The following is an 11353-nucleotide window of genomic DNA, read 5'->3' as shown; positions in this document are numbered from 1 at the left end:
GCTCAGCCGAAGGCCGCCTGCACGTACGGCAGTTACCAGTCCGAGTGATCAAGTACGACGAGTCGTTCGACCTCCGAGGTTAAAGATCAAGCTAGGGCGTGTATCGGAAGTGGATCTCGAGGTGAGATGATCTGGTTCTGTGGCGCGTGGAGATCTGACGGATACGCAGTGGGCCCGCTTGGAGCCGGTGTTGCCCAGGGGCAGGAAGCCGGGTCGTCCGCGGATATGGACCAGGCGACAGCTGATCGACGGCATACGGTTTCGTACCCGCACGGGCGTCCCGTGGCGGGATGTGCCGGAGCGGTACGGGCCCTGGGCCCGGGTGTACGACCTGTTCCGCCGCTGGCAACGGGACGGCACCTGGCAGCGGATCTTCGCCGAGTTGCAGGCCCAGGCCCAGGCCGACGCCAAGAAGCTCATCACCTGGGACCTCAACATCGACTCCACCGTGTGCCGGGCCCACCAGCACGCCGCCGGGGCGAGGAAAAAGGGGACCTTCAGAAGGAGCCTCCCGGCGGTATCACCGTCGAGCCCGACGACCACGGCCTCGGTCGCTCGCGCGGCGGCCTGACGACCAAGCTGCACTTGGCCGCCGAGCAGGGGCAAAGGCCCATGTCCATCGTGATCACCGCCGGACAGCGCGGCGACTCCCCTCAGTTCGAGCCCGTTTTGAAGAAGGTCCACGTCGCCCGCCTGGGTTCGGGGCGTCCGCGGACCCGGCCCGACCGGGTCCGCGCCGACAAAGCGTACGCGTCCCGAAAGAACCGCGCCTACCTGCGCCGACGCGGCATCCGCTGCACCATCCCGGACAAGGCCGACCAGACCCGCAACCGCAAGAAGCTCGGCTCGCGTGGTGGCCAGCCGCCCAAGTTCGACGCCGAGGACTACAAGGCTCGGCACGCGGTCGAGTGCGGCATTAATCGCCTCAAAAGGCACCGCGCTGTGGCCACGAGATACGACAAGCTCGCGGTCCGCTACGAGGCCACTGTCCTCGTAGCGGCCATCAACGAGTGGCTGTGACCAGCACCGTCAGGAAAGCCGGGCGGAGGGCCAGTGGAGTTTAGGTGGTTCAGGGGTTGATGGTGTGTTCGGTGAACTGGCCACAGGAGCGGAACCCCAGGCGGCGGTAGACGGGCTCGCCGTCGGCTGACGCCTGCAAGACCGCGATGCGGTGATCTCGGTCGCGGGCCGTGCGGAGTGCCGCGAGCGTGATAGCACCGCCGTAGCCACGTCGGCGGTGGGCGGCCAGGGTGGAGATGTTGTAGATACCGGCGACCCCCGCGTGATGAAACACTTCAGCCGAACAGACCGGACGGCTCTCCATGTAGCCGACCAGGTACCGGGCCGGGCAGTGCGCGGCCAGTGCCTGCGGGGCGGCCTGGGCGAAGAAGCGGCGGACGGTGTCAGCAGGCGGGTCCCAGTTCGCCGCGAGAACCGTGGCGTAGTCGGCAAGCTGTTCGGGCGTGGCCACCGTCTGGATGTCCAGTCCTTGGACGGCGGGCAGTGGCAGGGTGTCGTCCAGCTCGGCCCACATGGCCGTCTCGCGTTCGGACGCCGACAGACCGGCCGCCGCCAGGCGGGCGGTGAGGTCCAGTGGTGTCGAGGCAGGCCCCACCCACCAGGAGAAACGGCGGCCAGTGCGGGCCAGCGTCCGAGCGGTCTCGGTGATACGTGCCGGGGCGGTGGCAGCGGTGAAGCGGGCCGCGGCAACGATGTTGAAAGTGTCGTCGTCCAGGCCGCTGTCGGCGACCAGGAGGTCACCAGCCTCTGTGACGGCCGCACCAGTCATGCTCCGATGCAGGTGACAGGCATGTTCCGCCAGGTTCCGTTCCATCCTGTCCATCAAGTCGGCTTCATTGAGGAAATGATCATTCATAGCGATTGATCCCAGCATGACTGGGCGAAGATCGCATGCGATTTCGGGTCGTCCGCCGACGCTGTCGCGCTGGCGACCAGCACATTCGATACACGGCCTAGATTCCACTGTGTTCCGGCTGACCGCCAGCGCACTTGGCCCGGCCCTGCACGGCGCGACACCCCGCCACGCAAAGGGATAGAGCAACGGCCTCCGGAGCCGTGTGCGCAGGTTCGAATCCTGCCGGGGGCACCTCAAGCAGGGTGTCGAATAGGCCCTCTGATCAGTCCCTGACCTGCAACGACGGGACTTGTCTAGGGTCCAGGTCGTCGCATGAAAGAAGCACTCTCCAGGTGAAGGTGCGACATGAGGTCGCGTGTGGCGAGTGGGTGCTCTTGGAGAGGGGGTCGACGATGGTGCCGACGACAGGGTAGTCCCGGGTCCGTGTCCGATGACCCGTCCCCACCTGGACGTGCGTCGCTGGCAACGGCGGGGTGCGGAGCTCCGGGGGGAAGCCCAAGAGCCTTCGTTCCATCCGAGGGCGACAGGCAAGGGGAAGGCCGGACGGGCGAACGCAAGTGAACCCTCGATGACGTCCCGTGAGAAGAGAGCCCCGCCGATGGGATGCGGCAGCGGGGTGCAGGGCGAGCCGCTGCGAAGCGGCAGTCGCCAGGAGGTCGCGTTCACGCCGCCAGGGAGGGCACCGCCGCCCCGGGATATAGAGGGCGCCCACCCCGGTCCGACTGGCGACGCCGCCATCAGGCCCGATCCCAGGCCAGCCACTACCGGCGACAAGCCGCGCAAGCGTGAAGATCACGATCTACAGCCGGAGTACTAACCTCGCGCTTTCGTACGCCCAGCAGGACTTGGAGGTTGGCCATGTAGTTGGTTGATCGCTGGTTCGTCAGCTCGTCGTCACCTGCGGGTGTGAGTCCGGCCCGGGTAGCTGCCAGGAGGCCCGGTAGCAGGCTGGCGGCGTCGGGAGGAAACGCCCGGCGTCGAAGTCCAGCGTCGATAGCCCTGTGAAGGGCGAGCGAAGAAGCGGTCCGTAGCATCACGCGAAGCCTGCGGCGTCGTTAGAGGCCCGCCCGTGAGGGTGGGGACAGGGAGAGCCGAGCCCCCGAAATCAGGGCGAAGGCCACGGAAGCGGTGAAGATCCTGGATGGGTGCCGGGAGGGACTCCCCGGCGTATGGGGCACGGAACGTTTCGACGGTGACGGCGGGAACTGGGGAGGCCCTCCCCGGCCCGGCAGCATGCGGCAGGAGTGCTGCCGGAAGCATCGCGACCTATATCCGGGTGCAGCCCGGGAAAGGGGAAGTGGGCCGGGTGGGCGTCGGAGGCGGCCGTAGTACTGCTTGAGCCGGACGGACAACACAACCGCCGGTGAGGGAAGGGCCGCTGCTTCGTCGATGCGTTTTGCTGAAGTGGAGGGGCCCGGTGAGTGCCCGCGTGGCCAGTCCCGCCGGTCCTGTGCGTGGCTCGCTTCCGCGGAGGCTCGAAGCACCCGCCGGGCGGCCCACCCGGGTGAGGGTCCATCGGAGAACGAGCGCCATGCCAAGGAGAGCTGCACTCACCCCCCAGCCGGGCGCCACCCGCCCCTGCACTACCAGCAGGAGGCTGTTCCACTCGCCACGGCAGCGAGGGCCAGACTCCCGACGCCTGCTGCCGTGGAGACGGCGGGCGACAACATCACGCTGTGCTGTGTACGTGCTTGCCTGGCCGGCACCGAACCCGTCGTCGGGGCCCAGCACCCCTCGGTGCAGCGGCTGCAGTTCTTCCTGTCCGAGTCGACCTGGGACCACGAGCGGGTCAACACCCGCAGGGTGGAACTGCTGCTGGCCGATCCCGCGACCGCGCCGCACGCGGGCGGGGTGCTGGTGATCGACGACTCCGGGGACCGTAAGGACGGGAAGGCGACCGCGCACATCGGACGGCAGTGGCTGGGCCGGCTGGGCAAGACCGACAACGGCATCGTCACCGTGACCACCTGCTGGGCCGATGAGAACCTCTACTACCCGCTGCACGCCGTGCCCTACAGCCCGGCCCATCACTTCCCCAAGGGCAAGAGCGACCCCGGCTTCCGCACCAAGCTGCAGATCGCCGCAGAACTGGCCCGCGCCGCGAAGGCTGCCGGGGTGGCCTTCCGGGCCGTGGTCGCCGACTGCGCCTACGGCGACCAGGACGGCATCCGCAGACAACTCGCCGCGGCTGGACTGCCGTTCGTCATGGCTCTCGAACCGAGCCACGGCACCTGGGCCCACGGCAAGGACGCCTACACTCCCGTCGATGCCGCCCACGCCTTGACCTGGACGGACCCCGAGCACCCGGGTGACTGGACCGCCGTCGAGCGAACCTTCCGTGACGGGCACACCGAGACCTGGTGGGCCGCCGACGCCCGCCTCGGCTGATGGGGACCCGACGGGAACGTCCGCCTGGTCGTGGCCACCACCGACCCGGCCGCGCTGCCCCCGCAAGCCACCTGGCACCTGGCCACCGACCTGCCCCGCCCCGGCGGTCCCCGCGAGGCCGACAACCCCGAACCGGCCGCCGGCCTGCACGAAGTCGTCCGGATCTACGGCATCCGACACTGGATCGAGCAAAGCTACAAACAGGTCAAGGACGAACTCGGGTAGGCCGACTTCCAAGTCCGTTCCGATACCGCCATCCGCCGCCACCAGACCCTGGTCACCTGCGCGTTCTCGTTCTGCTGGGACACCTGGTTCACTCAGCCTCCGGACCCGGATCCCGTCGCCGTCCCAGCGGCCCGGCCGGCTGCCACACCAACCGGACTGGCTGAGAGGGGGCCCCAGCAGACCCCACCAGCCCCAACCGGCAAGCTGGCCGCAGGCGATTCGCGCCGTCCGGGCCTGGCTCGACCCCTGGACCACCCTCCAACGCTGCTGGCGAGCCTGGAGCAACGCACCCCCGCCATCCGAACTTCAAGCCCTGATCAACGCCGTAGGCGCAGGCCACCCACTCGATCTCTGCTCCCCGGTCTAACAAACCACCGCTAGCGGACCTGATCGGTGGGTGCCAGACCGGACTCCCAGGCCCAGGCGGCGATGCCGACCCGGTTACGGACGTCCAACTTGCGCTGGAGGCTGGCCACATGGGACTTGACGGTGGCGAGCGAGATGAACAGCTCCTCGCCGATGTCGGTGTTGGACAGCCCCCCGGCCACCAGCGCCGCGACCTCCTCCTCGCGCGGCGTCAGCGGCTCGGGGGACGGCTTCCCCTCCCCGAGCACCGGTGGGACGAGCCGGTGCAGCATGCGCGCGGTGATCTGCGGGCTGATGAGGGCGTCGCCGGACATCGCCGCACGTACCGCTTCGACCAGCAGCGTCGGTCCGGAGCGTTTCAGCAGGAAACCCGAGGCTCCGGCGCGGAGCGCGGTGTGTACGTACGCGTCGAGGTCGAAGGTGGTGACCACGACGACCCGTAGCGGCGGGTCCGCGCCGGGTCCGGCGAGCCGCCGAGTCAGTTCCAGGCCGTCGAGACCCGGCATCCGGATGTCCGCGAGGAGCACGTCGGGGCGGAGCCTCAGGGCGGCGCCCAGCGCGGTGACACCGTCTGCCGCCTCGCCGATCACGGTCATGTCGGGTTGGGCGTCCAGGACGAGGCGGAAACCGGCGCGGATGGTCTCCTGATCGTCCGCCAGCAGAATCCGGATGGTGCCGTTGCCGCTCATACGACGGTCCCCTCGGGTGCCGTGTGCCGGGCGGCGGCCGTACGTTCGTGCCGGCCGCTGGTCGGTGCCGCGCTGTCGGGCAGCGGGAGCGTGGCCGCGACCTGCCAGCCCGCGGTCCCGTGCGGCCCCGCAGTCAGCGTGCCGCCGAGAGCCTCGGCGCGGTCGGTGAGGCCCGCCAGTCCGAGACCGCCCCGTGAGCGCTCCGGGAGCGGAGAGGTCCGCTCGGCGGCCCGGGCCCGGGCCCCGGCCTCAGCGGCATCGGTGACAGTGAGATGAAGGGCCGTACCGCCGCCGTACGGAACCCGCCGGGCGGCGATGCGGACGGTGACGGCAGCGGGAGCGTGGCGGCGCACGTTGGTGAGGGATTCCATCACGATGCGGTATCCGGTCGCGCTGACCTGTGCGGGTAACCCTTCCAGCACACCGGCGGGCACATCGAGCCGGGCCGGAACGGTGCCGGTGCGGGTGAACCGGGCTGCCAGGACGGGCAGTTCGCCGAGGTCGCGCTGACGGTCGCGGGTGCGCGCGGCGCACTGCGCGCGGGGCGGCCGTCCGGACGGCTCGGCGGCGTCGCCCGAACCGGCAGCATCCCCTTCACGGTCCCGGTCCTCCTGTGCGTTGAGCGTCCGGACCGTGCGGTCCATCGCGGCCAGCGCCTGCATACCCGCCTCCTCCATCCGCGGCAGCAATTCCACGGCCCGCTCGGGGTCCTCGCGCGCCAGGAGCCGAGCGGCTTGGACAAGGACCACCACCCCCATGACATCGTGCGAAGCGAAGTCGTGCAGATCACGGGCCACTTCGAGAAGCTGCTCACGACGCTGGTCCGCGAGCGCCCGGCGCCTCCTGGAGTCCTGGCCGCGCAAATACCCGCCCAGCGCCGCGGCGCCCGCCGCCAGCAGGGACCAGAACAGGCACAGCACGCCGATCTCCGCCGCTGCCGCAGGCGGCGTCAGATGCAGGCCGATCCGCAGCGGCAGCACCGCGACCGCCGCGCCGAGCACCATGGCGCATGCGATCGCCCCGGCCCGCCCGTTCATCCGGCGCACCGTCGGCACCAGAAGAGCGAGCAGCGCGCACGTCTCCACGGCCCACCACCAGCCCGTGGCATTGACAACCGGCCCCTGGAAGCAGGCCGTCAACACCAAGGAGGCAGCGGCGGCAAGCCACGGCCGCCGGGCTGCAGGAGGCAGCGGCAGGCGGGCCGCCGCCGCCACTGCCGTACCGGCCGTCACCAGACCCACGGCGACGATCGCTTCACCCGCGGTGGACGCGGTCGCCCACGCGGCGGTGGACAGGCCCAGGAACAGAAGCCCGCCGAGGACGCGCAGGACGGGCAGGTGTCGATCGCTCATGAGCATCGACCCTATGAGACGCGGTGGTTCGCGCGGATGGCGCCCCGGGACCGGGATCAGTCCCGCTCGGTCCACCACGGCCGGGTCCCGGACAGGCTTCGCAGAGCGTTGGTCGCGCAGTGCACTTCCCCGCCGACGGTGCCGAGGTGGTGCGAGTAGGCCCAGTCCTCCACCCAGATGATCCGGGTGCCCGTGCCGCTCAGGGCCTTCTCGGCCGCCCGCTCGAAGACGTCCCGGCCGTCCCTTTCCGGGGCGTGCTGGCGTGGCGCCAGGTAGACCCCGGTGCCGGTGCTCACGCCGTTGGCCGCGCCGGGCAGGTAGTTGGCAACCACGTCCCGGCGCGGATACCCGGCGGGCACGTCGAGCCGGTTGAAGAGAGCGGGAACACGGACGACATGGCGTTCCGTCAGCCCCGCTTGCTCGCGAAGGGTACGCAGAGCGGAGTCGATGCCCTTGCGGGCGATCTCCGTGCCCTGGGTCAGTGAGGGCTTGCGCAACGCGTCGGCGACCGTGAGACGGGGATCCTCGGTGTCCTCCGGAGCGATTCCGCGGACCAGCGACTCCCCGCCCTGGCCGCGCTCCACGAGATCTTCCAGCAGTTTCCGTCCCAAGTCGGGGTCGGCGACAACGGCCACCCAGCCCCGGTCGTTCCTGGCCGGGACGAAGGACAGGAACTCGTCGATGTGACCGACCCCCAGCCAGCTGGTGTCCACCGATATCGGCCGCTGGTAGCCCTGCGCGGCGAGCATCCGGGTGAAGGAGGCGTCCGGGGATTCCTTGCCTCCCGTACCACCGTAGATGACCCGGCCCACCGGGTAGCGGTGGCCTCGCCAGGTGTACGGCGGGACGGTGCCGAAGTTTCCGGTGGAGCTGAACGAACCGTAGTAGAGGCTGTCGTCGCTGCCGACGCGCTGGGGATCGTACTGCTGAATCACACCCGTGCCGGGACCGCGGAGCAGCGGGAACACGCTCCGCGAGGCGTCCCTGAGCGGGAAAGCGGGTGTGGCCGTGCCGGGCATCACGTCCGCGGACCGCAGGATGACGGTGACGCGGTGTTCACGGCCGCCCGGCGCGGGGATGGACGCGTAGGCGGCCTTGAACAGGTCCTGCATCCAGACATCGCCGCCGGTGGGGTAGTTGTACAGCGGGGCGGGCAGCCCGGCCCGGTCGAGACCGCGTCGCAGATCGCGGCGGAACGCGGCTTCCCCCGGTCGCACGGGCCGTGGCTGCACGGCGGGATCGTAGTGCTTGCCGCGCTCCACCTCGGCCGGCTCAGTGCTGTGATCGGCCGTCATCATGTGCTGTATCGGCATCAGGTCGTGCTGGAACACGAGTGGCGCGACCCGTAGTCGTACTCGGTCCTCGGTCATGGCGCCACCGCGTTCCACCTTGAGAACGATGTCGGTGAAGCCCGCCCACTTCTTGGGGTCGCGTACGAAATCCTTGGCCTCCACGCCCAGCCGGATGCCGTGGCGCAGTTCGTCGGTGGTCAGCCGGTCGTCGGGCCTCAGCGGAACCATACGGCCACGGCGCTCGGCGAAGATCCGGACATGCTTCCGGGAGGCCGGGTCGGCAGCGACGGTGGCGGTGGTGCCGGCCATGGCGCGCGGGACGGCGTTGGTGTGCACCGGCGCGAGGTCCGCGAGGTCGGCAGGGCCGTTGACCACGGTGTCCGTGGCATCGTTGCAGTCCGCCAGGCGCTTGTCGGGCAACCGCGCGCCTCCGGGGCCCGCGGTGGGGCAACGCCGCTGGTCGTCGTCCACGTTGGGCAGCATGAGCGCACCGCGGCGGCGGGTCCAGGTGCCCTTGCCGGCATCGTCGTCCGGAGTGATCAGGCCGTCCCGGTTCGTATCCGCTCGGATCACCGGTCCGGGAGGCGCGGCGTGCGCCGGTTGTGCCGGGAACGTCCCGGTCACGACCGTGAGGAGAGCGGTTCCCAGTGCACCCGCGCTCATGGGCACAAGGCGGCAGCGCCGGTGGCGCGGGCGCCCGACCGTGCCGGAGCCGGTGGCCGAGAGAGCCAACAGTGTTTCGTCGTCCATGGCCCCACCCTCGGCCACGGACCGTGGACGGGACATCCACCCGATGGCTGGTTCCCGCGCCGGAGGCGACGGCCGCCTCATCCTTTCGGCGGATCGGCCGACCGGGACGTGCGCGGGCCCGGCGAGGCAAGCAGCATCCCGCCGGCAGCACCGTCCACAGCCACCGTTCCTCCAGCCGCCCCGTCACACCAGGAGCGCCTCGGACCGCTTGACGACACCCAGCGTGAGGTCCTCGCCGACCTCCCACGGCTGTTGCTCGGTCCGGGATCACCGGCAGGTGATCAACGGGATTCTGCACCGGGTACGGACTGGGGTGCAGTGGCGTGACTTGCCCGAGCGGTTCGGACCGTGGAAGACCGTCTACGAGCGCCATCGCCTGTGGTCGGGCGACGGAACTTGGGAACGTCTGCTCCAGCAGGTCCAGGCCGAGGCCGACGCGGTTGGTGAGATCGACTGGGACATCTCTGTCGTAGCGGCGGAGCGCGGCTACGGGGTCACACTCCCGGGCCAGGCACCGGGCCAGTACGCGGGCGTCGATGAGGGACTGCGATCCGCCGTTCATGCCCATCGGGAACATCGGGTGTGCGGCGTCACCGAGCAGGGTGACCCGTCCGAAGCTCCAGCGCGGCAGTGGGTCGCGGTCGAGCATCGGGTACTCGAAGATCGCCGGGGAACGCTCGACCAGCGTCGTCAGGTCTATCCACGGCAGGCTCCAGTCCGCCAGGCCGGCGCGGGCCTCCGCCGTCGTGATGCGACGGTTCGAGCGGTCCAGCGGTCTGCCGGACGGCCCGTGCCGTACCTCCAGCACCCAGTTCATCAGGGCTTCGCCGCCCTCGGTCGACGGGTCCTCGATCGGGTAGGCGACAAATTTCGCACCGGGGGTGCCCCCGGCGACCACGATCGAACGGCCGTCGAAGATGTGCCGGTACCGTGCGACACCGCGCCACATGTGGACGCCGTTCCAGTGGGAAGGAGTCTCGTGCGGGTGGAGCTGGGCACGGACCGCGGAGTCGATGCCGTCGGAGCCGACCAGCAAGTCGGCGTCCTCAACCGTCGACTCGCCGCTCGACCGGTCCAGGAAGTGTGCCCGGACGCCGCCCGCCGCCTGATCGAGGCGCTGGAACTTCAGACCGGTGCGGACAGCGTCCGGCCCCAGGCGCTCACGCATCGCCGCCAATAGCATCACGTGCAGGCGGCCACGGTGCAACGGAGTACTGCGGCCAGTGGTAGCCGGCCGCGAGTCCGAGTGGCTCCTCCCACACCGGTTCGCCCGCCCGGTCGCGGTAACTCAGCCGATGCGGAGGCAGCGCGACGGCCGCCAGTTCATCGGCCAGACCGAGCTCGGCGAGCTCCCGTACGGCATGCGGCAGCAGGTTGATCCCCACCCCGACGGCCTCGATGGTCCGCGCCGCCTCCATCACCCGCGGCTCAAAACCGGCGGCGTGCAGGCCCAGGGCGCAGGTCAGCCCGGCGATGCCGCCGCCCACGATGGTGACCCTCATCCGCCTGCCCCTGCCTTTTTCACTGCGACCGAAGCACCTCGGTGAGACGCACGACCATGATGCCGGACGGGGCCACCGCGCCGGACGGGGCCGGTTCGGCGCCGCAGCAGCTCTGTCCCTGACCGCCTGTCGGCCCCGGTCCCTGATCCGCTGCTGACTGATCGCTTCGGAATGAAGTTCGTTGTGATTCCTGGCGGTTGTGTGATGCACCGGCAGGATCTGTCGGGTGTTCGATGACCTGTGGGGCCGCATGGCCTCGCAGCCCGCTGCCGCGCGCCCCCCGCGGCGTATGCTTGCGCCGGTCAGGGGAGGAGGCGCCATGGGGCGGATGCCGTCGGCGCAGCGGCGCAGGCAACTGGTCGAGGCCGCGATCCGGGTGATGGCCCGCGACGGCGTCGCGAAGACCACGACGCGGTCCGTCGTGGCGGAGGCGGGTGTCTCGCTGAGCGTTTTCCACTACTGCTTCGACTCCAAGCAGGAGTTGCTCGAAGCGGTGATGGACACCATCTCCGAGCACTCCGAGTCGGATGTCCTCACCACGCTCATCCGCAGGCCCACCCTGCGCGAGACGATCCGCGCCGGGCTCCAGGCGTACTGGGATCATGTGCTGGCCAATCCCGGCGAGCACATGCTGACGTACGAACTCACCCAGTACGCCCTGCGGGAGCCCGGCTATGAGCATCTCGCCCGGCGGCAGTACGAGCGCTATCTCACGGCACACACCAAAGTGATCCGTCAGCTCCCCTCGGTCCTCGGCGTGGAGCTGACGGTGCCCGAGCCCGCGGCCGCCAGGTATCTGGCCGCGCTGACCGACGGGCTCACCCTCAACTTCCTCGTGCTGGGCGACGAGGAGAAGGCGGGCGACGTGCTGGACATCGTCGCGGACCAGATCCTGACGTTGGTGCGGGAGTAG

9 protein-coding genes, 1 tRNA gene and 2 pseudogenes are annotated in these 11353 nt (G+C 70.0%); 6 read left to right on the top strand and 6 right to left on the bottom strand.

The window, feature by feature from the left end; genetic code table 11:
* Nucleotides 1-139: 139 nt before the first annotated feature.
* A protein-coding gene (locus tag ACIPEK_RS20265; RefSeq protein ID WP_401997796.1) for an IS5 family transposase occupies nucleotides 140-1020 on the top strand; the annotation gives its coding sequence in 2 pieces (ribosomal slippage) (nucleotides 140-535 and nucleotides 538-1020; 879 coding nt in all).
* A gap of 49 nt (nucleotides 1021-1069) precedes the next feature.
* Here the strand turns inward: ACIPEK_RS20265 and ACIPEK_RS20260 are convergent.
* A complete protein-coding gene (locus tag ACIPEK_RS20260; protein WP_401997793.1) occupies nucleotides 1070-1834 on the bottom strand; it encodes a GNAT family N-acetyltransferase in 765 nt (254 codons plus the stop codon).
* Between the two features lie 206 nt (nucleotides 1835-2040).
* Here ACIPEK_RS20260 and ACIPEK_RS20255 point away from each other — a divergent pair.
* The 3 genes from ACIPEK_RS20255 (at nucleotide 2041) to ACIPEK_RS20245 (ending at nucleotide 4489) form a co-directional block, all read left to right on the top strand.
* A tRNA-Arg gene (locus ACIPEK_RS20255) sits at nucleotides 2041-2107 on the top strand.
* A gap of 1416 nt (nucleotides 2108-3523) precedes the next feature.
* Nucleotides 3524-4264: a transposase gene (locus ACIPEK_RS20250; RefSeq protein ID WP_401997790.1), complete on the top strand. Its 741-nt coding sequence runs from the start codon at nucleotides 3524-3526 to the stop codon at nucleotides 4262-4264.
* Between the two features lie 30 nt (nucleotides 4265-4294).
* On the top strand, nucleotides 4295-4489 hold the full coding sequence (locus tag ACIPEK_RS20245; RefSeq protein WP_401997787.1) for a hypothetical protein: 195 nt from the start codon (nucleotides 4295-4297) through the stop codon (nucleotides 4487-4489).
* 377 nt (nucleotides 4490-4866) lie between these two features.
* Here the strand turns inward: ACIPEK_RS20245 and ACIPEK_RS20240 are convergent, their stop codons facing one another.
* Genes ACIPEK_RS20240 through ACIPEK_RS20230 form a run of 3 tightly spaced genes read right to left on the bottom strand, consistent with a single transcriptional unit; the run spans nucleotide 4867 to nucleotide 8938 of the window.
* On the bottom strand, nucleotides 4867-5544 hold the full coding sequence (locus tag ACIPEK_RS20240; protein ID WP_401997784.1) for a response regulator: 678 nt from the start codon (nucleotides 5542-5544) through the stop codon (nucleotides 4867-4869).
* Complete coding sequence (locus ACIPEK_RS20235; RefSeq protein WP_401997781.1) at nucleotides 5541-6896, bottom strand: sensor histidine kinase; 1356 nt, start codon at nucleotides 6894-6896, stop codon at nucleotides 5541-5543. Before ACIPEK_RS20235 ends, ACIPEK_RS20240 begins: the two co-directional genes overlap by 4 nt.
* Before the next feature lie 56 nt (nucleotides 6897-6952).
* A complete protein-coding gene (locus ACIPEK_RS20230; protein ID WP_401997778.1) occupies nucleotides 6953-8938 on the bottom strand; it encodes a protein-arginine deiminase family protein in 1986 nt (661 codons plus the stop codon).
* On the opposite strand from ACIPEK_RS20230, the pseudogene ACIPEK_RS20225 reads away from it, so the two are divergent.
* Nucleotides 8850-9407 (top strand): annotated as a pseudogene (locus ACIPEK_RS20225) (transposase); the annotation flags it as partial. The gene ACIPEK_RS20230 and the pseudogene ACIPEK_RS20225 overlap by 89 nt on opposite strands.
* A gap of 87 nt (nucleotides 9408-9494) precedes the next feature.
* Here ACIPEK_RS20225 and ACIPEK_RS20220 read toward each other — a convergent pair.
* Both ACIPEK_RS20220 and ACIPEK_RS20215 read right to left on the bottom strand, forming a co-directional pair.
* Nucleotides 9495-10106, bottom strand: a pseudogene (locus tag ACIPEK_RS20220) (FAD-dependent monooxygenase); the annotation flags it as partial.
* A complete protein-coding gene (locus tag ACIPEK_RS20215) occupies nucleotides 10099-10440 on the bottom strand; it encodes an FAD-dependent monooxygenase (protein ID WP_401997775.1) in 342 nt (113 codons plus the stop codon). The pseudogene ACIPEK_RS20220 and the gene ACIPEK_RS20215, both read right to left, overlap by 8 nt.
* A 319-nt stretch (nucleotides 10441-10759) precedes the next feature.
* Between ACIPEK_RS20215 and ACIPEK_RS20210 the strand changes: the two genes are divergently transcribed.
* Nucleotides 10760-11353 carry a TetR/AcrR family transcriptional regulator gene (locus ACIPEK_RS20210; protein WP_376294315.1) on the top strand — a complete coding sequence of 198 codons (594 nt, stop codon included), beginning with the start codon at nucleotides 10760-10762 and terminating at the stop codon, nucleotides 11351-11353.

Origin of the sequence: Streptomyces sp. NPDC088246, assembly GCF_044741025.1 — a bacterium.
Classification (GTDB): Bacteria; Actinomycetota; Actinomycetes; order Streptomycetales; family Streptomycetaceae; genus Streptomyces.
Note: the sequence above shows the minus strand (reverse complement) of the source record. Positions and strands in the feature narration are given on the sequence as shown.